Genomic DNA, 20856 nt, shown 5'->3' with positions numbered 1-20856 from the left:
TGCGCGGTCACTCCAAGCGCGTTCCAAGCGCGTGACGAGCCCGTCCGCGCGACATGAGCAACGCATTCATCGCGTGGCAGGAGTGTCCGGCGGCGCCAGCAGCGCCGGTGCGATCTCGCGTTCACCGGCGAGCGCCTGCGCCTGGCGCAGCGCGTTGAACCACGCCTCGCGCGGCCCGAGCCTGCGGAACAGGCGCAGTTGCAGCAATGCGCTGTCGAAATCGCGCGCCGCCCACGGCGCGACGCGGCCGATCACCGCGACCGCGGCATCGCGCTCGCCGGCGTCGAGCAAAAACGGGCCCTGCACCGCGGCGACCGCGACGATCTCGGCCGGCACGCCGCGCCGGTCGGCGCTCGCCGCGGCGTGCTGCAGCCAGGCCCCGGCACAGCCGTCGTCGCGCCGGTGGATGCACCATTCGGCCATCGCGAGCGCATCGTCGACGGCACCGGGCTCGGCGGCGGCCGTCACCGGCGCCTCGCGTGCGCGATCAAGCAGCGCCTGAGCCTCGCCGGCGCGGTCGAGCGCAAACAGCGCGCGCTGGCGCAGGCGCACGACCGCATTGCGATCGCCATCGGCGCCGGACGCCGGCCAGTCCGCGAGGGCGCCGGCCGCCGCGCGTTCGGCGTCGTCCCAGCGCCGCTCGCGCGCGGCGAGGTCCGCTTCGAGCGCATCCAGGCGCGCCCGCAACACGCGATTGCCCGAGGTTGCGATCGCGGCGGCCTGCTGCAGGGCGGCGCGCGCCTCGCGGTAGCCGCCCGCGCCGCTTTGCACCTGCGCGCGGTTGAGCAGCAGGTCGACGCGCTGGTCGGGATCGCTGATGCGCTCGCGCAAAGCCGACGCGCGCTCGACCGTCGCGGCCGCCTCGTCCCGCTGCAGCATCGCGAGTTGCGCCTCGATGATGCCGGTCAGCGTCAGCAGCAGCTCGTGCAGCGCACCGAAGGACTGGAAGCGATCGGCCGCACCAGGCAGATAATCGAGCGCGGCGGCGGGCCGGCCGCGGTAGAGCTCGAGCATGCCGAGGTTGGCGTCGACGCGGGTGACGCCGAGGCTGTCACCTGCGCCTTCGAGGTCGACGCGCGCGGCGCCGAAATCCGCGAGTGCTTCATCGGAGCGGTGCGCGGCGACCCGGCTGTTGGCGCGACCGAGCAACGCCTGGCCGCGCGCGAGCGCGTGCCGCTCGCCGAGCAGCGCAAGCGCGGCGTCGAAGTCGCGACCACCGTCGTCGAACGCACCGCGGCGGATGCGCGTCGAACCGCGCGCGACGAGCACGTCCGCACGCAGCCCGGCATCGCCCTGCGTCGCCGCCTGCGCGAGCACCTGGTCGAGCGCGGCCTCGGCACGGTCGAGGCGCCCCGCGCGGAGGTCGACCTGGGCGAGGCGCCAGGCAAGTTGCGCGGGCCTGGCCGCGAGCTGCGGCGACGCGCCAAGGATCGCGCGCGCGGTATCGAGTTCGTTGGCCAGCATCGCCGCGCGCGCGCGCTGCAGGGTTTCGTCGAGCGCCGCGTCGGATTCGCGCGCATTCGCCGGCGTGCGCCTGCCGAGTGCGGCGAGCAACAGGTCGCCCGCGCCACGCGCGGCATCGACCGCTTCGCGTGCGGCGAACGAGACGGGAATCGCGATGCCGTGTTCGGGCTCCGCCGCGAGTTCGACGCGCCAGCCATCGGCGTCGTGATGCGCGCGGCCGCGCACGAGGTAGCGCGCGCCCGTGGCGCTGCGCAGGCCGGCTTCGGCCCGGCCACTCGCGGACGTGGCAAGCAGGCCGAGCACGTTCTCGCTCGGCGGCACCGCGAGCCCGGCCTGGCGCAGGCGTTCGGCGACGAGGTCCATCGCGCCGAGGCGCACCCACGCGTCATCGCGCAGTCCATCGACCTGGATCGGCAGCACCGCGAGCGTTTCGCCACCGGCGACGCCGTGCGTTCCGGATGGCGTCGCTCCTCGGCGCGCGAGCAGCAGCACGCACGCGAGCGCGATCACGACGACGGCGATCGCCGCGATCACGATGGCGAAGCTGAGGCGCGCCTTTCGCCGCGGCGCCGCCGACGGCGGCACGGGCGCGGACGGGATCGCAGCCGGTTCCGCTCCGGCCGTATCGGTTTCGATCTCGCGCGTCTCGGCGACCCAGCGATAGCCGTAGCCAGCGATCGTGCGGATCGTATGCTGCACGTTGCCGTCGTCGCCGACCACGCGGCGCGCGCGCAGCACGATCTGGCCGAGCTGTGCGTCGGAAACGTTGGAGCGGCCGAACACCGCCGCGACGAGTTCGTCGCGGCCGACGGCGCGATCGCGGTGCACGATCAGGTGCTCGATGCACTCGAAGGTGCGGCGCGGCAAGGTCAGGTGGCGCGCGCCGCGCCACAACTCGCGCGCGGAAGGCAGGAAGCGGTACTCGCCGAATTCGAAACCGGTCGCAGTCATCCGTCAGAGGTTAACGCGCGCGGCGCGGGCTGACGAGGCGCGGGCGGTGCCGTTCGAGGCCGGGCAGTCGTTGCGACGCGCGATGTCCGTCGCCTGCGCGCGACGGCGTTACCCGGGGCTCTCGTCCAAGAGGCGCCTCGCCATGTTTCCCTGTCCGTTTCGCGCAATCCCCCGTCTGGCGTCGTCCGCGCTCGCGACACTGCTTGCGGCCGCCCCGGCCGGCGCAGCCACGCTGACCTGGCCCGGATCGCCACCGTGCGCGACGACGCTGCAGGCCTGCATCGCCGGCGCGGCGGCGGGCGATGTCGTGGAGATCGCCAGCGACGGCCCGATCGAGGCGGCGCTCGAGATCCAGGGCAAGAGCCTGACCCTGCGCGCGGCCGACGGCTTCACGCCGGTGCTGCAGGCGGGTACGTCCACCGACGTGATCGACGCGTTCGGCGCCAACACCGAGGTCACGATCGTGATCGAAGGCCTGACGGTGCGCGGTGGTTCGATCACGGCGTATCAGGCCGGCAGCGGCCCGTTCGACATCACGATCCGCGGCAACATCGTCGAAGCCGAAGCACTGGACTCCAACCGCACCGCGATCCGCCTCACCACCTTCGGCGCCACGCCGACCGGACCGGTGGATTTCGCGATCACCGACAACGACGTTCGGCTCGGCTTCCTGGAGGGCGACGACATCGCGGCGATCGGGATCGACGACCTGCCCGGTGCGACGACCGGTGCGATCGAGCGCAACACGATCGGTGACGGTGGCGCCTGGAGCACGCTGGGCGCGGTCCTCGTGCGCAATGGCGACGGCGCGGCCGATGTGCTGCTCCGCCACAACCGCATCGAGGCGACCGGCTACAACGGCGGCATCGTGCTCGTGCAGGATGGCGCGGGCGGCACCCTGGGTGCACGCGTATTCAACAATCTCGTGACCGGCACGGTCGGCGTCATGGGGCCGCAACCCGGCGCCATCTCGCTGCGCGCGAATGCGGGCAGCCTGCATGCCGACGTGTTCGGCGATACGCTCGTCGGCAACCACACCGGCTTCGTCGCGGGCGCGGGCGCGGGCGCGAGCCTCACCGGCACGCTCGCCAATACGCTGGTCGCCGGCAATGCCGTACACGGCATCGTCATCGGCGCCACTGCCGCGAGCGGATTCACCAACGAGCACAACCTCGTGTTCGGCAACGAAGGCGACGATTTCACGCCGGGAGCGGGCACCGTCGAAGCCGACCCTGCGTTCATCGGGGCCGGCGACTACCGCCTGCGCGCGGACTCGCCGGCGCGCGACGCGGGCAATTCGGTGTTCGCGACGGATATCGCCGTCGACCTCGACGGCGCGGTGCGCATCCTCGGTCCGGCGATCGACATCGGCGCATGGGAAGTCGGCGACGCGATCTTCGCGGACGGCTTCGACGCGTGACGTGCGAACGCAAACGGCCCGCAGATGCGGGCCGTTCGAACAATGCTTCCTGGAAAAGTGCGGCCAAGGACGGCCGCTCTGGACCTTCAGGTAGCGAGCCGCTGATAGACGCCGTCAGCGGCCCCGAAACAGCGATCAAGGACGATCGCACACATCAAGCCTCGAAGAGACCTCTCATCTTCTTCATCGCATTCGCCTCGATCTGGCGGATGCGTTCGGCGGACACGCCGTACTCGTCGGCGAGTTCCTGCAGCGTCGCCTTTTCGCCGTCCCTGAGCCAGCGGCGCTGGATGATGTCGCGCGAACGCGCATCCAGGCGCAGCAGGCCGCGCTGCAGCGTATCCAGGCTCGACTCTTCCTCCGACTCGCTCTCGACCAGTCCGTACGGATCGGCCGCATGGTCGATCAGGAACGCCGCGGGCGCGGGCTTCTCGTCGTCGTCGGCGTCGACCGGCGAATCGAACGCGACGTCGCGACCGTTGAGGCGCGCTTCCATTTCGAGCACGGTCGCGGCCGGCACGCCGAGTTCGCGCGCGACGGTGTTGACCTCTTCCGAATTCATCCAGCCGAGACGCTTCTTCGACTTGCGCAGGTTGAAGAACAGCTTGCGCTGCGCCTTCGTCGTCGCCACCTTGACGATGCGCCAGTTACGTAGGATGAACTCATGCATCTCGGCGCGGATCCAGTGCACCGCGAACGAGACCAGGCGCACGCCGTGGTCCGGATCGAAGCGCTTCACCGCCTTCATGAGGCCGATGTTGCCTTCCTGGATGAGGTCGCCGACCTGCAGGCCGTAGCCCGAGTAGCCGCGCGCGACGTGCACGACGAAGCGCAGGTGCGAGAGCACCATCCGCTTGGCCGCGTCGAGATCGTTGTTTTCGTTGAAACGGCGCGCGAGGTCCTGCTCCTCGTCCTGACTCAGCATCGGGATCTGGTGGACCGCATTGACATACGCGTCGAGGCTTCCGACCGCACTCGGCAGCACCGGGAACTGGTTGGCGACCAAGGTATTGCTCATCTGTCTGGACTCCTCACTGCTACCCACTTTAGCACTCGGCTCCTTTGAGTGCTAAGAACGGCCAGAGTTCCGACCGGCGATCCCACCGGCCATTACTGAACTTGGCGGTATTGTACTAGGAAGTTTTCTAAATAGCGTTAGCGGCAGCGAAACAGTGTGTCCCGGGCCGAAATGCTAACTCACTGATTTGCAACAACCAGTGGCGAAGGTCATGCGCCAGGTCGGCTCACGCCGGCCCGGCAGACACGGTTTCGAGCTCCGCCCGGGGCGGTAACCGCCAGTCGATGGGTGTCTGTCCACGCTGGCCCAGGTACTCGTTCGCGCGCGAGAAATGGCCGCAGCCGATGAAGCCACGATGGGCGGACAGCGGCGATGGATGGGGCGCCTTCAGCACGAGGTGGCGCTGGCGATCGATCAGGCGCCCTTTCTGCTGCGCGTAGCTCCCCCAAAGCAGGAACACGAGGCCGTCGCGTTCGCGGTTGAGCGCATCGACGCAGCAGTCCGTGAAGCCTTCCCAACCCTTGTTCTGATGGGAGCCGGCGAGGCCATGCTCGACCGTGAGCACGGCATTGAGCAGCAGCACGCCCTGTTTCGCCCAAGGCACGAGGCAGCCGTGGTCGGGGCGCGCGATGCCGAGGTCGCGCTGGATTTCCTTGAAGATGTTGTCGAGCGACGGCGGCGGCGCCACGCCCGGCGGCACCGAGAAGCACAGGCCGTGCGCCTGGCCGGGGCCGTGATACGGATCCTGGCCGAGGATCACCACCTTGACCTGCTCGAACGGCGTCGTGTCGAGCGCCGCGAAAATGCGCGGGCCGGGTGGGTAGATGACCTTGCCCGCCCGCTTCTCGGCGCGCAGGAACTCCGACAGAGCGAGCATCGCCGGCTGCTCGAACGCGGCGCCGACGCGCGCCTTCCACGACGGCTCGAGCCGGACCCGGTCCTCGCTCACGCCTGGGCGCCCGCCTGTTCGCGCAGGCGGCGCGCGACGCGCAACTGGAACTGCAGCTTGTTGACGAGCAGGCGTTCCTCGATCGGCTTGTGCACGAGGTCGTTCGCGCCCGCGCGCAGCAGGCCGGCCTGGTTCGCCGGATTGTCGTCGCCGGTCATCACGAGCACCGGCAGTTCGCCCTTCGGGTAGCCGAAGTGGTTGCGGATGCGCTCGAGCAGGTCGCCGCCGCTGAGTTCGCCCTTGAGGTTGACGTCGGTGAGCACGAGGTCGGTGCCCGGCCCGTGGCCCTGCGCGCGCGCGGTCTCGAGCAGCGCGAGCGCATCCTCGACGCTGACCACGTGCGTCACCTTGAAGCCGCACTTCTCCATCATGCGGCGCGTGGCGAGCGCGACCACGCGGCTGTCCTCGACGTACAGCACGTTGCCGTCGATCTGCTCCGCCGGCTTGACGTAGCCGCGGATGAACGCGGCGAGCGCATCGAAGCCGAGCGCCTTGTCGAAATAGTCGGTGACGTGGCTCGACAGCGTGCGCGCGACGAGGCGTTCCTGCACGTCGCCGGAGACGACGATGACCGGTATGTAAGCCTGGTTGCCGCTCTCGCGGACGAGCCGCGCGAGTTCGAGCCCGTCCATGTCGGGCAGGCGCAACGCGGTCGTGACGAGGTCGATCACGCCCTCGGCGAGGTGGCGCTGCGCCTCGGCACCGCTGCCGCAACCGATCACGATCGCGTTCGGCAGCTCCGCCTTGAGCACGCGCTCGATCAGCTGGCGCACGACGCGCGAGCCGTCGACGACGAGCACGCGCGGCTGGTCGCTGGAGATGTGCCTTGTGAGCGAAACGTCGGCGCTCATTCGGGCCGCCCCGCGGCGAGATGGCGTGCGGTGGCGATCCACGCGCCGCACCAGCCGAGCAGCGCACTCGCGGCCGCGACCAGGGCGGCGACGCGGCCGTCGAGCCCGTGCAGCGCGAAGCGGTGCGCGTAGCTCTCGACCAGCCGCGCGACCGGCTCGGCCAGCGCGACTTCGACCACGACGACGACGAGCAGCGCGAGCAGCGCGCCGAACAGGCCGTACCAGAAACCGGCGTAAAGGAACGGGCGGCGCACGAAGCCGTTGCTCGCGCCGATCATCTGCATCACCGAAATTTCCGCCGACCTCGCCTGGATGTCCATGCGCACCGTATTGCCGATCACGAGCAGCGTCGCCAGCGCGAGCAGCACCGCGACCACCGCGACGACGCGCTCGCCCAGGTGCAGGATGCCGCCGAGCTTGCGTCGCCACGCCGCGTCATACTGCACCAGATCGACGCGCGTGTCCGCCTGCATCGCCGCAACCAGCGGCGGATCCTCGGCGCCGCCGGTTTCGCGCGGCGTGACGACGAGCACGCTCGGCAGCGGGTTGGACTGCAGCGCATCGAGCGCCTCGCCGAAGCCGGACAGCTGGCGGAACTCGGCCAGCCCCTGCTCGGGCGTGCGCAGCAGCACCGCGGACACGTCGTCGCGCAGGCGCAGCTCACCGGCGAACGCGTCCGCGCGCTGCGCGTCGAGCCCGGGCTGGAGGAACAGCGTGACCTCGCGCGCCTCGCGCAGGCCGCCTGAAAGTTCGCGCGCGTTGTCGAAGACGATCCACGACAACAGCGGCAGCGCGATGGCGAAGCCGAGCACGAGCACGGTCAACACGGTCGCCCACGGGCGCGCCGCGAGCCGGCCGAGGCTCGAGAAGAAGCTGAAGAAATGCTGGTCGCGCCAGGCGACGACGCGCTCGCCGAGCGGCGCGCGCGGCCCACGCGGTTCGGCGCCCTTTCTCGCAGGCGGCGCGGCACGCCGCTCGGCCTGCACGCTCATGCGGCGCGCGCCGGGCGGTAGTCATCGACGAGGCGGCCGTGATCGAGCACGAGCACGCGTTTCTGCATGCGCTTGAGCAGCAGCAGGTCGTGGCTCGCGATGAGCACGGTGGTACCGACCGCGCCGAACTCGGCGAACAGGTTCATGATCTCGAGCGACAGTTGCGGATCGAGGTTGCCGGTCGGCTCGTCGGCGATGATCAACGGCGGCTTGGCGACGATCGCGCGCGCGATGCCGACGCGCTGCTGTTCACCGGTCGAGAGCGTCTGCGGTGCGGCCTTTTCGCGCGCGAGCAGGCCGACCTTGTCGAGCGCGGCGCGCACGCGCTTGCCGATCTCCGCGCGCGCGGTGCCGGCGATCAGCAGCGGCAGCGCGACGTTGTCGAACACGCTGCGGTCGGTCAGCAGCCGGTGGTCCTGGAACACCATGCCGATGCCGCGCCGATGCTGCGGGATGCCGCGCCGGCGCACGCGCGCGAGTTCGCGCTCGTTCACCGTGACATGGCCACGCGTCGGCCGCTCGGCGAGGCTCACCAGTTTCAGCAGGGTGCTCTTGCCCGCGCCCGAATGCCCGGTCACGAACGCCATCTCGCCCGCCTCGATCTCGAAACTGACCTCGGCGAGCGCATCGAGCCCGGTGAGGTAGCGCTTGCTGACGTTGTCGAAGCGGATCATGCCAAGACCGTGATTCGTGATTGGTGATCGGTGATTCGTTGAAAACGGCGCGAGGGGATTGTACGGGCTACGTCCCGACTTGCGATGGGTCGCCGGGGAAGGCTCTTCCCGATCCCCGATCCCCAATCACCGCTACTTGACCATCTGATTGAGATTGAAGATCGGAAGCAGGATCGCCAGCACGATGAACAGCACGATCGCGCCGACGACGAGGATGACGGCGGGCCCGAGCACCGCGGTCAGCGCGGTCAGCCAGCGGTCGAGTTCGCGCTGCTGCTGCGCGGCAGCTTCCTCGAGCATGCGCGGCAGTTGGCCCGAACGCTCGCCGCTCGCGATCAGGCGCAACGCGACCGGCGGGAACTGGCCGCTCTCGCCGAGCGCGCGCGAGAACGCGCCGCCCTCGCGCACCTTGATCGCGGCACGCTTGAGCGCTTCGCGCATCGGCAGGTTCGACACCACCTGCGCGGCAATGGCGAGCGCGTCGAGCAGCGGCACCGCGCTGCCCGCGAGCAGCGCGAGCGTGCGCGTCGCGCGGGCGGTGTTGGCTGCGCGCACGAGACGGCCGACCAGCGGCAGGCGCAGTTGCCACGCGTGCCAGCGCGCCCGCGCTGACTCCGCACGCAACGCGACGCGCGCGGCGGCGACGAGCGCGATCAGCACCAACAGGATGAGCCAGCCCCACCCGCGCAGGAAGGCCGACAGCGCGATCAGCGCGCGCGTCGCCAGCGGCAGTCCCTGGTGCAGGTTCTGGAACACGCCGACGATCTGCGGCACGACCCAGGTGAGCAGCCCGGTGACGACGGCGACCGCGACGAGCGTGAGCAGCAGCGGATAGGCGAGCGCGGCGAGGATCTTCTGGCCGAGCGCATCGCGCGCTTCGGCATAGTCGGCGAGCTTCTCGAGCACGCCGTCGAGCCGGCCCGACTGCTCGCCGGCGGCGACGGTCGCGCGGAAGATTTCGGGAAACGCATCCGGGAACTCCGCCATCGCCTGGGCGAGGCTCGCGCCTTCCATCACGCGCGCACGCAGCGACACCGTGAGCGCGCGCTGGCGTTCGTTCTCGGCCTGCTCAAACAGCGCGCCAAGCGCCTCGTCGATCGGCAGGCCCGCACCGATCAGGGTCGCGAGCTGGCGCGTAAGCAGGGCGAGCTGCGCGCCCGAGACGCCGCGTCGCCACTGCACACCTCCGCCGGGCGTCGAAACGCCGTCGCGCACTTCTTCCACGCTGAGCGGATTGAGCCCGCGCTCGCGCAGCACGCCGCGCACCGCACGCGCGGTATCGCCCTGCAGCACGACGCCCTGGGTCTTGACGGCGGCGTCGAGCGCCTGGTAAGCGAATGCGGGCATCGGAAACCGTGTTCGGGTGGATTCTTCTGGATCGTATGGGCGCGGCGGCGGAAGTCGCGATGCTCGTGTCGGGCCTGGCGAAGAGCATGGCGCCTTCGGCCGCTCCGCAGAGAGTAAACCGACGGCGCCGAGTTCGGCGACCATCGCATGCACCGACGCCGCGTCGGGCCGCCGCCGGCTTGGCGTACCTCGCCGCCGCGCCGCCCTGGCGGGAGCGACGGAACTCGCAATGCGCCTGCGAGCCGGGCGCCGCCTCCTGGGGCCCGCGCGGGCATGCGTTGGCGCGGCCGCCAGCACTGGCGTCGATCATGCGCCGCATTCGCGCTAGAGTGACTTGCGCCGCATGGGAGCCGCGTCATGAGGGGACCCGGAACGCACGCTTCGATCGCACTCGCGCTGTCGGCTGCCGGATGCACGACGGTGGGACAGGTGCGCAACATCGAAGACCCAACCTGCAGCGCGTCGTTCGAGCGCGAACTCGCATCGATCCTCGTCGCGCAACACGAAACCAGCGCCGATGCGCAAGCCCTCGCGGCGGGCACGCGCGGCATGCTCGCGAGCGTCGCGCTCGGCCCGCGGCCGTTCCTGGTGTCGGCGCCCTCCGGCACCGACTATTCCCTGTTCGTCGAACCCACCGCCGATGGATGCCTGCTGCGCCTCTACGGACGGCAGAAGGGCTTCACGAGCTACACCAACAACTCACCTGGATCGAAACGAGATCGCTTTCCGCGTGCCGTTGCACGCCTTGACTACGGCGGAAGTCTGCGACCACGGCGATCCGCCGCGGCGCACCTCGAGCCGCCCTACGGGCTTCCACGGTTTGGAAAAGGGGCATCACGCGACGAAGCATGACGGGCTGGCCCGCCCTTCAAACCCGCGGCGGCCCGTCTTCCAAAACACCGCCGATCCATGCCTCGATAGCCTCGTGGCAAGCCTCGGGACGCGCCTGTAGCAGGAAATGCGGACCTTCTATCGCAACCTCGCGCAAGCGCGTCGGCGGCGCATCGCCCGCGAGCACCGCACGAACGAGGCGGTCGCGGCTGGCGCGCAAGTGCAGGACCGGAGCGCGCATCGTGCGCAAGGCGGTGGATTCGTCGAGCGAACGCAGCAGCGCGAGCCGCGCGCTCAACACGTCGGCCGGAAGCATGCGCACGACATCGCGCAGCGCGTCGACGCATTCGTCCGAGGCGTCGGCGCCGACGCAGAACGCGCGCAACAACGGCCGGAGCGCGAAGCGCCGTGCGAATGCAGCGATGAGGAACGGGGGCAGCACGCGTAGCACCGGGTGCGGACAGCGCACGAAGCTCGCGACGAGCACGATCGCCTGGACGCGCGCGTCCAGGCGCTGCAGGCGCAGCGCGACCGGTCCGGAAAACGATTCGGCAACGATGATGCACCGGTCTGCGCCACCGATCGCCACACGCGCATGTCGCGCGTACGCATCGAGGTCGCGGGCAAGGTCGTCGGGATAGCTGACGATGATCGCATCGATACCGGCCAGTTGCTCGAGGAACCGAGCGTACAGGCGACCGCTGCCATCGAGTCCGGGCAACAGCAGCCAGCGCGGCGAGATCATGCGCGAACGCGGCGAGATCATGCGCGAACGCGGCGCGAAGCGCCTCACTCCTCGCGCGTCACGCGCAGCACTTCCTCGGTCGAGGTGATGCCGGCGACGCACTTGCGCCAGCCGTCCTCGAGGATCGAGGCGGCGCGCGTGCGCGCGTGGCGTTCGAGTTCGGCCTCGGACGCGCCTTCGTGCACGAGGCGGCGCAGCGCGTCGTCGAGCGCGACGAGTTCGTAGATGCCGGTGCGTCCCTTGTAGCCGCTCGCGCGGCCTTGGGCGGCGAGGTCGGCGCGCGGGCGATACAGCGTCGCCTGCGTGCCGGCCGGCTTGCCGAACGCGGCGAGTTCGGCCGGCGTCGCCGCGTAGGCTTCGCGCGTCGCCGGATCGAGCACGCGCACGAGGCGCTGCGCGAGCACGCCGATCAGCGAGGACGAGAGCAGGAACGGTTCGACGCCCATGTCGCGCAGGCGCGTGACCGCGCCGATCGCGGAATTCGTGTGCAGGGTCGACAGCACGAGGTGGCCGGTCAGCGACGCCTGCACCGCGACTTCGGCGGTTTCGAGGTCGCGGATCTCGCCGACCATGACGACGTCCGGATCCTGGCGCAGGATCGCGCGCAGACCGCGCGCGAACGTCATGTCGACGCGCGTGTTGACCTGGGTCTGGCCGACGCCGTCGATGTAGTACTCGATCGGATCCTCGACCGTCATGATGTTGCGCGAGGCGTCGTTGAGCTGGAGCAGCGCGCCGTACAAGGTCGTGGTCTTGCCCGAGCCGGTCGGACCGGTCACGAGCAGGATGCCGTGCGGACGCGCGATGAGGTCCTCGAGCTTCGCGCGCGCGGCGTCGTCCATGCCGAGCTGGGCAAGGTCGAGCTTGCCGGCCTGCTTGTCGAGCAGGCGCAGCACGACGCGTTCGCCACGACCGGCGGGAATCGTCGACACGCGCACGTCGACCGGCCGGCCGGCGATGCGCAGGCCGATGCGGCCGTCCTGCGGCAGGCGCCGCTCGGCGATGTCGAGCTTGGCCATCACCTTGATGCGGCTGACGACGGCGGATGCGATCGCCTTCTGCGGGCTCAGCACCTCGCGCAGCACGCCGTCGATGCGGAAGCGCACGACGAGCCGGTTCTCGTACGGCTCGATGTGGATGTCCGACGCGCCTTCCTTGACCGCTTCGGTGAGCAGCGCATTGATGAGGCGGATGATCGGTGCATCGTCGTCGCTTTCGAGCAGGTCCTCGGGCTCGGGCAGCTCGTCGGCGAGCGTGCGCAGGTCCATGCGCTCGTCGAGGTCCGACACCATCGCGCGCGCATCGTCGCCCTGTTCGTACAGCTCGCGCAGCAGGCGCTCGAAATCCTTCTCCGCGAAGGTCGTGAAGTTGAGCGGCGCGCGCAGGTGGCGACGCAGTTCCGCGAGTGCGTCGTTGCGCACGCCCGCGCGGCAGGCGACGTGCGCGGTGCCGTCCTTCCAGCCGGTGAGCGCGATGCCGTGGCGGCGCGCGTAGCCGAACGAGGGCCGTGCCGGGCGTACCGCTTCGCTCACCGCGAACGCTCCGCGGCAGGCTGCGGGTCGCGCAGGCCGGGGCGGCCGTCGAGGCTGGGGCTCGCGAGGAAGTCGTGCACCTCGGGCAGCATCGGCCGCTCCGAACGCGGCGTGATCGGCCAGTCCTGCTGGCGCATCTGCAACTGCTCGGTGCGCATGTAGTTGTACTTCTCGCTCGACACCGCGGCCTCGGTCGCCGCGTCGCGCAGGATCTTCGGGTGCAGGAACACCATGAGGTCCTTCTTCGAGCGGTCGTTGGTGCGGTAGCGGAACAGGTTGCCGAGCAGCGGGATGTCGCCGAGCGCGGGCACCTTCTGCACGTTGTCCTTCGCCTGGTTGTCGATGAGGCCGCCTAGCACGAGCAGCGAATCGTCCTTGACCAGCACGCTGGTGGTGAGCTCGCGCTTGTTGGTGACGAGGTCGACCGCGCCGCTCACGCTCGGCGCGATCGAGGAGACTTCCTGGTGGATGTCCAGGCGCACGGCCTCGCCTTCGTTGATCTGCGGCTTCACCTTGAGCACGAGGCCGACGTCCTTGCGCTCGATCGTCTGGAACGGATTGGTGATGCCGGCGTTGGTCGTGCCGGTCGTGGTCGCCTGCACCGCGTTGGTCGAATACTGGCCGGTGAGGAACGGCACCTCCTGCGCGACCTTGATCTCCGCTTCCTGGTTGTCGAGCGTGAGCACCGACGGCGTCGACAGAATGTTGGACTTGCCGTCGCCGCGCAGCGCGGTGACGAGCGCGCCGAGTTGGAAGATCGTGTTGCGGCCGATCGTCACGGTGCCGTCGATGTAGCCGAGATTGAGGCCGTTGCCGACGCCGAGCGGGTTCTGCGCCGCGGCGATGATGTTGTTGCCGGGGAACGTGCCGGTGAAATTGGTGCCGCCGATCACGTGCTGGCCATCCTTGCCGAGCGGCATCTGCCACTGTACGCCGATCTCGCTCGCGGTCTGGTCGGCGACCTCGGCGATGACCGCCTCGATCAGCACCTGGTTGCGACGGATGTCGAGCTGGCGCACCACCTGCGCGAGCGAACGGAAGATCGCCGGTGGCGCGCTGATGACCAGCGCATTGGTTTCCGCGTGCGCCTGGATCGTCGCCGGCGACGCGCCCGCCGTGCCGCCCTCGCCGCCCTTCGCCGCGGTCGGAGGCGCGATGCCGCTGAGCGTGCCCGCGACACCCTGCAGGATCGGCACGAGATCCTTCGCGTTCGCGTAGTGCAGGTAGATCACCTGCGTGTCGCCGCCGTTGTCGACCGGCGTGTCGAGATGGGCGATCAGCGCGCGCATCTTCAGGCGGCCGTTCTTCGCACCGGCGAGCAGGATCGAATTGGTACGGGTGTCGGCGAACACGCGCGCGGCCTCGCCGTTCGCCACAGCGCCCTTGTCGTCACCGAGCATGGTCAGCGTGCGCGCGAGTTCGGCCGCATTGGCATGGCGCAGCGGGATCATTTCCACTTCCGCGTCGGACACCGTGTCGATGCGGCGGACGATGTCGGCGAGGCGCTGCACGTTCCCGGCGCGGTCGGACACGACCAGCGAGTTCGAACTCGCATGCGCGACGAGCTGGCCACCCTGCGGCATCAGCGGCCGGAGGATCGGTACGAGTTCGGCCGCGGACACGTGCTTGACCGGCACGATCTCGGTGACGAGTTCGTCGGCCGCACGCGCGGCGAGGCCGTTGACGCCGGTCGAACCGTCCTGCTGCGCGGTCGTCTCCGGCACGATCTTGATCATGCTGCCGGCAGGGACCGCGGCGAAACCGTGCACGCGCAGTACCGACAGGAACACGTCGTAGATCTCGTCCGGCTTCATCGGCCGCGCCGACACCACCGTGACCTTGCCTTCGACGTTCGGGCCGATGATGAAGTTCTTGCCGGTGATCTCGCTGACCGTGGCGATCAGCGCCTGGATGTCCGCATCCTTGAGGTTCAGCGTGTGGCGGCCGTCGGCCGTCGTGGTGTGGCCCGGCGCCGCCTGCGGCGTCGCGCCCGCCCCGGTCTGCGCGGAAGCGGACATCGCGGCGAGCACGCCGGCGATCGCCGGCACGAGGAATCGGCGCATCACGTGGGTTTCCTTGTTGGAAGGCGCAGTGGGGTTCACGCGGGGCATCATCGCAGGCCGACCGTGATCTCGGTCGGCTTGCCGGCGCGCAGCACGGTCACGCGCACCGAGGTCGCGCTGCCGAGGGTCGACAGGATCTCTTGTCCGCGCTCGACCGAATCGACCGGCGTGCCATTGACCGATGTGACGACGTCGCCCTGCTCGAAACCGAGCTGGTTGAGCAGGGCCGCATCGGTGCCGGTCGACACGCGCATGCCGGCGAGGCGGCCGTCGGCGAGCACGGGCACGACCTGCACGCGCTTCATGAATTCGGTGGGATTGCGACGCAGGCGCTCGACCTCGTCCTGCAGGTTCTTCGCCCCGCGCACGTCGCGTGCGGCGGCGTTCGCCGCCGGCGACGTCGACGGTGACGCGCGCGCGGCGCCCGCGCGCGCAGGGGCGCCAGCCGGCGCCGCGACCGGCGCGAGGTTGCTGTCGCGCGGCAGCTGCAGCGTTTCCTCGTTGCCGTCGCGCAGCACGACGACGCGATCGGCGTACACGCTCGCGAGACGCACCCCCGGACTCACTTCCTCGCCGACGCGCCAGCTGCGCTCGCCCTTGCCGGCATCGGCGATCACCGCGATGCCCGCCTTCGGGTCGCTCTCGGCGAGCGTGCCGCGCAGGATCAGCGAGGTCGTGCTCGGCCCGCTCGCCGGCAACGGCGTGTTGCCGAACAGGTGCCAGCGCGCGATCGAACCCGTCGCCGCGGACGCCGGCGTGGCGACGGTGGCGCCGCTCGGCGGCAGGTCCGCGTGCGGCGTGGCGTCACCCGGCAGCAGCGCCCACACCAGGCGCAGCAGCAGCCACGCGGCGAGCGCCGCGAGCAGCGCGCAGCAGAGCATCGCCGCGACTTCGGCGCTACGGCTGCGGTCGTTGGCAAGACGGAACGGCGACATCGAAGAGCCCGGTCGATTCGGCATGCAAGCGTAGCAAACGAGCCCGCCGCCGGGGCGGTCCAACGGCGCGGTTCGCCGCAATGGCCGTTGCCGCGCGCATTCCACGTATCCCCGGGCAGGCGTCGCCTTCTGCTTCGATCCCGGGTGCGCCCATCGTCCACGAATGGAGGAAATGCGCCATGTCCCGATCGCCCGGCCCGCTCGCGCGGGTATCGTTCGCCCTGTACGCCGGCCTCGCCGCATCGACCGCTGTCGCCGCCGACGCCGGCAAGGGCGCCGACGCGCCCGCCTACGAGCCGTACGCGCTCGCCGCCGATGACTGGACCTACGACCCGTTCTTCGCCGACGACGGCGTATCGATCGATCGTTTCGCGGGCGCGCCCGGCTACTACGACGGGCGCAGGCTCGTACGCCTGGCGAATGGCGACGTCGTCGTCGCCGGCACCGTCATCGTCGCCGGCGCCCCACAGCTCGGCCTGGTGCGCTACAGCCCGAGCGGGCGGCGCCAAGCGTGGCCCTCGATCCCGCCGGCGTACGCACGCTACGACAACCAGTACGTCGTGTTCCCGAACAGCGCCACGCCCGATCCGAAGCTGACCGGCGTCGCCGACATCAAGCGCTACGGCGGAAACCTGTACGTGCTCGCGACCCAAACCTATCGGGCGAGCAACGGCCTCGACAAGTACCAGGCCGCGATCGTCGTCTTCTCCGAAAGCGGCGACTTCCTCGGCTGGTGGTTCATCCGCCTCGACGACGACGTCTACAACGCGCCGCTCGCGATGGACGTGTCGGGCAATGGCCGCCTCACCCTCCTCGCGGGCAATTCCGCCGGCGGCCTGTGGACGCGCTTCTGGACCGCGCGCTACAAGATCGACGCGAACGGCGTGCCGAACCTCGATACCGCGTTCGGCAACGGCGGCGCCTCGATGTTCGAACTGCCGTCCGCGGCGAGTTCGTGTTCCGCCGCCGCACTCGGCGGCAACTGCCCGATCAGCGGCATCGACATCGCGCACGAGGCGAGCCTGCTCGTGCTGATCGATCCGCCCTTCTACGTGGCATTCACCAAGAAGTACGACAATGCGGGCGACCACGATCCGTGCATCGCTGCGTTCGGCGGCAACGGCAGCTTGCGCACCGCGTTCAACGGCAACGGCGTGCGCTGCTATCCGTTCGACGACACCAACAGCGACCATGACGACGAGGCGGTCGCGATCCACACCGATTATCATGCGGTCGGCCCCTTCCCGCCGAATTACGTGCAGGACATCTACCTGCTCGCCGACGTCTCGCGCCAGTACAGCCGCGGTACCGGGCTGCTGCGCGTCGATTCGAGCGGCGCGCCCGTCACCGAATTCGGTGGCACCGGCAAGCTGCTCTGGGGCGGCTGCGGCTCGACCTGCACCGTGGATCTGGGCGACGACACGCCGCTCGCGCTCGTGCGCCGCGGCAGCGACATCGGCGTCGCCGGGCACTGGAAGCCGAACCTCGTCGACCAGCCCGAACTCACCGTGCTCGACGCGGACACCGGCGCGATCGGCGACTTCCAGGTACACGGCATCGCCAGCGGCGACGCGAACTACACCGACATCGTCGCCGACGGTGCCGGTTTCGTCGCCGCAGGCTGGGCGCGTGACGGGGCGAGCGGCCGCATGTTCGTGACCTCGCGCTACCTGCCGCAACGCATCGCCGACGACACCATCTTCCGCTACGGCGCCGAATGAGGCGGCGCGCGCGCTCGTCGCTCGCACGCGCTGCCGCGCCGCCGCGCGCGCAGCGCCTGAGCACGGTGCGGTGCATGCGTGACAGCGGGCTGCGACGCGCGCTACCGTGCCGCCATGATGGCGGCGCCCGATGACAGCGTCACGAGCTACCTGCGACAGTGGCGGGCGGGCGACGCGCGCGCGCTCGACCGCCTGCTGCCGTTCGTCTACGCGGACCTGCGCCGCATCGCGGCCGGCATGCTCCGCGCGACGCCCGGCCACGCGACCCTGCAGACCACGGCGCTCGTGCACGACGTGCTGCTGCGCCTGCTCGGCCGGGCCCCGATGCAGTTCGAAAGCACCGCGCACCTGCTCAACGCGAGCGCGCGCATGATGCGCCAGGTACTGGTCGACCGCGCCCGCATGGCCGCGAGCGACAAGCGCGGGGGGCGCTGGCTGCGCGACGATTTCGCTGCGGCATTGGAACTGCCGATCCCCGACGGCACCGACTTCGATGCGCTCGACGCCGCGCTCGAAGCGCTCGAGCGCGCGCACGAGCGCATGGCGAAGGTGGTCGAGCTGCGCTACTTCGTCGGCCTCGAGGTCACAGAGGTCGCCGCCGCACTCGGCATCGCCGAGCGCACCGCGCGCCGCGACTGGATCGCCGCACGCGAATGGTTGCGCGAGCGCATGGAATCGCTGGCGTGATGCCCGGCGCCGCAGCGAACCCGATCGCGGCATGAGCGCAGACGATTCGGCCGAGCGCGACGTCGTGCGGATCTTCCGCGATGCGCTCGACGTGGACGCGGGCGCCGCGCGCGCGCGCTTCCTCGCCGATCGCTGCGGCGGCGACGCGACCTTGCGCGCGCGGGTCGACGCGTTGCTGGGCGGCGTCACGGGCGAGGACGATGCCGACGCGGACGGCGCCTGCGCCGACGCGGCCGCGATCGACGATGCCGACGTCGGCGACACCCTGCTCGACACGCTGCTCGGACCCTTCCGCCTGGTCGAGCGCATCGGCCGCGGCGGCATGGGCGTCGTCTACCGCGGCGTGCGCGAGGGCGCCGACTTCGTCCACGAGGTTGCACTGAAGCTGGTCCGTCGCGGCTTCGATTTCGACGACATCCGCGCGCGCTTCCTGCGCGAGCGGCGCATCCTCGCGCGCCTCTCGCACCCGAACCTCGCGCGCTTCATCGACGGCGGCGTCGCGCCGGACGGCCGGCCGTGGTTCGCACTCGAGTTCGTGCGCGGTGCACCGATCACGCGCTGGTGCGATGCGCGCCGCCTGGGGGTGCGCGCACGCGTGCGACTGTTCCTCGATGTCTGCGCCGCGGTGCAGTACGCACATGCCCAGCTCGTCGTGCATCGCGACCTCAAGCCTGCCAATGTACTCGTCGACGACGACGGTCGCGTCCGCCTGCTCGACTTCGGCATCGCGCACCTGGTCGGCGGCGACGAGGACGAGGCGGCGGCGACGCTGGGTCCGCGCTACGCGCTCACGCCCGAGTACGCCGCGCCCGAGCAGTTCGGCGGCGAGCCCGCCGGCGTCGCCACCGACGTCTACGCGCTGGGCGCGATCCTGTACGAACTCGTCGCCGGGGTATTGCCGGTCGAGGTCGAGCGCGGCGACCTGCTCGCCGCCGCGCACGCGGTACGGACGACGCCGCCGGCGTCGCTCGCGGCGGCGATCCAGCGCGCCGCCCGCAACGGCGCACCGACACCGGCCGAACGCCTGAGCGCACGCGCCACCGGTGCGCGGGCGTACCGCGACGAGGTGCGCGGGGACCTCGCGCGCATCCTCGACAAGGCGCTCGCGAAAGAACCCGCGCGCCGCTACGCGACCGTGGATGCCTTCGCCGACGATCTCACGCGCTGGCTCGACGGCGCCCCGGTACGCGTGTCGGGCGACGCGGTCGGCTATCGACTGCGCAAGTTCGTCGCACGCAACCGCATCGCGGTCGCCCTCGGTGCCCTCGCCGTGCTCGCGACCGTCGCGGGCGTGGCGGCGACGATCTGGCAAGCACGCGAGGCGCGCGTGCAGCGCGACGAGGCGGTCGCCGAAGCAAAACGGTCGGACGGCATGCGCCAGTACCTCATGCTCATGTTCCGAGACGCCGCCGCGCAGAAGGATTCGAGCCATGTCGACGTGCGTCGCGTATTCCGCTCCGGGGCCGAACGCCTGTTCGACGTGTTCAGCGGCGAGCCGGAGACCGGGCAGAACACCGCCCTGATGCTCAGCGACCTCTATCTCCAGCTCGGCGACGTCGAGGGCGCGACGCCGCTGCTCGAACGCCTTCTGCAGTGGCCAGGCATCGAGTCGAACCCGAAGGTGCAGGCAAGCGCTCGCTACAACCTTGCCCAGGTCGAACTCGCGCGCGGCCACGCCGCGCGTGCGCGCGGGCTGCTCGACCAGGCGCAGGCGTACTGGCGCGGACGGGCGGGCTCCGCCGCGCTGCTCAACGAGAGCCGTTCGACGCAGGCGAAGGTGGAGCGCGCGGAGGGCCGATTCGAACAGGCGATCACGACCTTGCGTGACGCGATCGCCGAGCGTCGCGCGATGCTCGGCAGTGACGACTTCGAAGTCGGCAATCTCTACAACACGCTGTCCAATGCGCTGACCCAGCTCGGTCGGTACGAAGAGGCCGAGGCCAGTGCGAACGACAGCTATGCCGTATTCGAGCGCCTCGGGCAGGCCGATTCGGACGGCGGCATGGCCGCCCTCAACAGCCGCGGCAACGCCGCGCTGATGATGGGTCGCAACCAGCGCAGCCTCGAGTACTACCGCCGCGTCACCGCGACGACACGCGCGCTGTACGGTGAGACGACGAAACTCGCCGCGTCGCTGAACAACCTCGCCGTCGCGCTCAACCGCCTCGACCGCGCGAGTGAAGCGCTGCCGCCGGCGCAGGAAGCGTTGCGCATCGCGCTCGCGCAGAGCGGCGAGCGCAGCCCGCTCGCGGTCACCGTGCGCACGTCGCTCGCGGAAATCTGCGTGAACGCGGGGCGGATCGCCGACGCCGAGGCGATGGCGCGGGCCGCGCTCGAGGTCGCCGAGGCCGACTACGCAGGCAATCAAATCCTGCTCGGCGGCGCATATCGCGCACGCGCACGCGTGCGGTCGGCGCAGGGACGCATCGTCGAAGCACGCGCCGACCTCGAACGCGCCACCGATCTGTACGCCGCCTCCGGCGCAGGCGGCGAAGGTTATCTCCGCCTCATGCAACCGTTGCGTCGCGAGATCGAAGCGCACTGAATGCGTGCGAGGCGCCGTCGAACGCGGCGCGCCTGCGCGCGACCCGGCGCCGCGGAGCGGATCGGCATGTCGCGGGTCGCACGAAGCGCTTGTGCCGAGGCGATGACGGCCCGTCGATCTCCTGCGAGCCG

General features: G+C 70.5%; 16 protein-coding genes. 5 read left to right on the top strand and 11 right to left on the bottom strand.

The features are described 5' to 3' along the window. Window positions 1–66 precede the first annotated feature (66 nt). Window positions 67–2415: a winged helix-turn-helix domain-containing protein gene (locus tag ACTHK2_RS12215; protein ID WP_440245991.1), complete on the bottom strand. Its 2349-nt coding sequence runs from the start codon at window positions 2413–2415 to the stop codon at window positions 67–69. A gap of 142 nt (window positions 2416–2557) precedes the next feature. Here ACTHK2_RS12215 and ACTHK2_RS12210 point away from each other — a divergent pair, with 142 nt between their 5' ends. Then, window positions 2558–3835 carry a choice-of-anchor Q domain-containing protein gene (locus tag ACTHK2_RS12210; protein ID WP_440245990.1) on the top strand — a complete coding sequence of 426 codons (1278 nt, stop codon included), beginning with the start codon at window positions 2558–2560 and terminating at the stop codon, window positions 3833–3835. Window positions 3836–3989: 154 nt separating this feature from the next. Here the strand turns inward: ACTHK2_RS12210 and rpoH are convergent, their stop codons facing one another. The 6 genes from rpoH to gspF all read right to left on the bottom strand — a co-directional run bounded on the left by rpoH (window position 3990) and on the right by gspF (window position 9666). After that, window positions 3990–4853, bottom strand: coding sequence for an RNA polymerase sigma factor RpoH (gene rpoH / locus ACTHK2_RS12205; RefSeq protein ID WP_440245989.1), 864 nt, complete (start codon window positions 4851–4853; stop codon window positions 3990–3992). A gap of 226 nt (window positions 4854–5079) precedes the next feature. Further along, window positions 5080–5802, bottom strand: a complete 723-nt coding sequence (gene ung / locus ACTHK2_RS12200) for a uracil-DNA glycosylase (RefSeq protein ID WP_440245988.1) — start codon at window positions 5800–5802, stop codon at window positions 5080–5082. Next, window positions 5799–6653, bottom strand: a complete 855-nt coding sequence (locus ACTHK2_RS12195; RefSeq protein WP_440245987.1) for a response regulator — start codon at window positions 6651–6653, stop codon at window positions 5799–5801. Before ACTHK2_RS12195 ends, ung begins: the two co-directional genes overlap by 4 nt. Then, on the bottom strand, window positions 6650–7645 hold the full coding sequence (gene ftsX, locus ACTHK2_RS12190) for a permease-like cell division protein FtsX (RefSeq protein ID WP_440245986.1): 996 nt from the start codon (window positions 7643–7645) through the stop codon (window positions 6650–6652). The genes ACTHK2_RS12195 and ftsX overlap by 4 nt, the downstream gene beginning before the upstream one ends. Continuing rightward, window positions 7642–8319 (bottom strand): cell division ATP-binding protein FtsE, encoded by a 678-nt coding sequence (gene ftsE, locus ACTHK2_RS12185; RefSeq protein ID WP_440245985.1) that lies wholly within the window; start codon window positions 8317–8319, stop codon window positions 7642–7644. Before ftsE ends, ftsX begins: the two co-directional genes overlap by 4 nt. A 132-nt stretch (window positions 8320–8451) precedes the next feature. Then, window positions 8452–9666: a type II secretion system inner membrane protein GspF gene (gene gspF, locus ACTHK2_RS12180; protein WP_440245984.1), complete on the bottom strand. Its 1215-nt coding sequence runs from the start codon at window positions 9664–9666 to the stop codon at window positions 8452–8454. A 357-nt stretch (window positions 9667–10023) separates the two neighbouring features. Here gspF and ACTHK2_RS12175 point away from each other — a divergent pair, with 357 nt between their 5' ends. Next, entirely contained in the window at window positions 10024–10518 is a 495-nt protein-coding gene (locus ACTHK2_RS12175) for a hypothetical protein (RefSeq protein ID WP_440245983.1), read from the top strand. Window positions 10519–10534: 16 nt separating this feature from the next. On the opposite strand, the gene ACTHK2_RS12170 is transcribed toward ACTHK2_RS12175, so the two are convergent. The 4 genes from ACTHK2_RS12170 to ACTHK2_RS12155 are packed head-to-tail and all read right to left on the bottom strand — an operon-like array spanning window position 10535 to window position 15772. Continuing rightward, a complete protein-coding gene (locus ACTHK2_RS12170) occupies window positions 10535–11263 on the bottom strand; it encodes an alpha/beta fold hydrolase (RefSeq protein WP_440245982.1) in 729 nt (242 codons plus the stop codon). Between the two features lie 23 nt (window positions 11264–11286). After that, a complete protein-coding gene (gene gspE, locus ACTHK2_RS12165; RefSeq protein WP_440245981.1) occupies window positions 11287–12774 on the bottom strand; it encodes a type II secretion system ATPase GspE in 1488 nt (495 codons plus the stop codon). Continuing rightward, entirely contained in the window at window positions 12771–14837 is a 2067-nt protein-coding gene (gspD, locus tag ACTHK2_RS12160; protein ID WP_440246043.1) for a type II secretion system secretin GspD, read from the bottom strand. Before gspD ends, gspE begins: the two co-directional genes overlap by 4 nt. A gap of 47 nt (window positions 14838–14884) precedes the next feature. Then, window positions 14885–15772: a type II secretion system protein N gene (locus ACTHK2_RS12155; protein WP_440245980.1), complete on the bottom strand. Its 888-nt coding sequence runs from the start codon at window positions 15770–15772 to the stop codon at window positions 14885–14887. 179 nt (window positions 15773–15951) lie between these two features. On the opposite strand from ACTHK2_RS12155, the gene ACTHK2_RS12150 reads away from it, so the two are divergent. The 3 genes from ACTHK2_RS12150 (at window position 15952) to ACTHK2_RS12140 (ending at window position 20725) form a co-directional block, all read left to right on the top strand. Then, window positions 15952–17493 (top strand): hypothetical protein, encoded by a 1542-nt coding sequence (locus ACTHK2_RS12150; RefSeq protein ID WP_440245979.1) that lies wholly within the window; start codon window positions 15952–15954, stop codon window positions 17491–17493. 114 nt (window positions 17494–17607) lie between these two features. Further along, window positions 17608–18180: an ECF-type sigma factor gene (locus ACTHK2_RS12145; protein ID WP_440245978.1), complete on the top strand. Its 573-nt coding sequence runs from the start codon at window positions 17608–17610 to the stop codon at window positions 18178–18180. Window positions 18181–18211: 31 nt separating this feature from the next. Beyond that, complete coding sequence (locus ACTHK2_RS12140; RefSeq protein WP_440245977.1) at window positions 18212–20725, top strand: DUF3856 domain-containing protein; 2514 nt, start codon at window positions 18212–18214, stop codon at window positions 20723–20725. Window positions 20726–20856 lie beyond the last annotated feature (131 nt).

It is taken from the genome of Dokdonella sp. (genome assembly GCF_051958935.1).
Lineage (GTDB): Bacteria > Pseudomonadota > Gammaproteobacteria > Xanthomonadales > Rhodanobacteraceae > Dokdonella_A.
Note: the sequence above shows the minus strand (reverse complement) of the source record. Positions and strands in the feature narration are given on the sequence as shown.

Excerpts from the sequence above, each read along its gene's own strand:
- ACTHK2_RS12155 (WP_440245980.1), bottom strand. The coding sequence starts at position 15,772 with ATGTCGCCGTTCCGTCTTGCCAACGACCGCAGCCGTAGCGCCGAAGTC.
- gspF (WP_440245984.1), bottom strand. The coding sequence starts at position 9,666 with ATGCCCGCATTCGCTTACCAGGCGCTCGACGCCGCCGTCAAGACCCAG.
- ACTHK2_RS12150 (WP_440245979.1), top strand. The coding sequence starts at position 15,952 with ATGTCCCGATCGCCCGGCCCGCTCGCGCGGGTATCGTTCGCCCTGTAC.
- ACTHK2_RS12145 (WP_440245978.1), top strand. The coding sequence starts at position 17,608 with ATGATGGCGGCGCCCGATGACAGCGTCACGAGCTACCTGCGACAGTGG.
- rpoH (WP_440245989.1), bottom strand. The coding sequence starts at position 4,853 with ATGAGCAATACCTTGGTCGCCAACCAGTTCCCGGTGCTGCCGAGTGCG.
- gspD (WP_440246043.1), bottom strand. The coding sequence starts at position 14,837 with ATGCGCCGATTCCTCGTGCCGGCGATCGCCGGCGTGCTCGCCGCGATG.
- ACTHK2_RS12170 (WP_440245982.1), bottom strand. The coding sequence starts at position 11,263 with ATGATCTCGCCGCGTTCGCGCATGATCTCGCCGCGCTGGCTGCTGTTG.
- ftsE (WP_440245985.1), bottom strand. The coding sequence starts at position 8,319 with ATGATCCGCTTCGACAACGTCAGCAAGCGCTACCTCACCGGGCTCGAT.
- ACTHK2_RS12210 (WP_440245990.1), top strand. The coding sequence starts at position 2,558 with ATGTTTCCCTGTCCGTTTCGCGCAATCCCCCGTCTGGCGTCGTCCGCG.
- ACTHK2_RS12195 (WP_440245987.1), bottom strand. The coding sequence starts at position 6,653 with ATGAGCGCCGACGTTTCGCTCACAAGGCACATCTCCAGCGACCAGCCG.
- ACTHK2_RS12175 (WP_440245983.1), top strand. The coding sequence starts at position 10,024 with ATGAGGGGACCCGGAACGCACGCTTCGATCGCACTCGCGCTGTCGGCT.
- ACTHK2_RS12215 (WP_440245991.1), bottom strand. The coding sequence starts at position 2,415 with ATGACTGCGACCGGTTTCGAATTCGGCGAGTACCGCTTCCTGCCTTCC.
- ftsX (WP_440245986.1), bottom strand. The coding sequence starts at position 7,645 with ATGAGCGTGCAGGCCGAGCGGCGTGCCGCGCCGCCTGCGAGAAAGGGC.
- ACTHK2_RS12140 (WP_440245977.1), top strand. The coding sequence starts at position 18,212 with ATGAGCGCAGACGATTCGGCCGAGCGCGACGTCGTGCGGATCTTCCGC.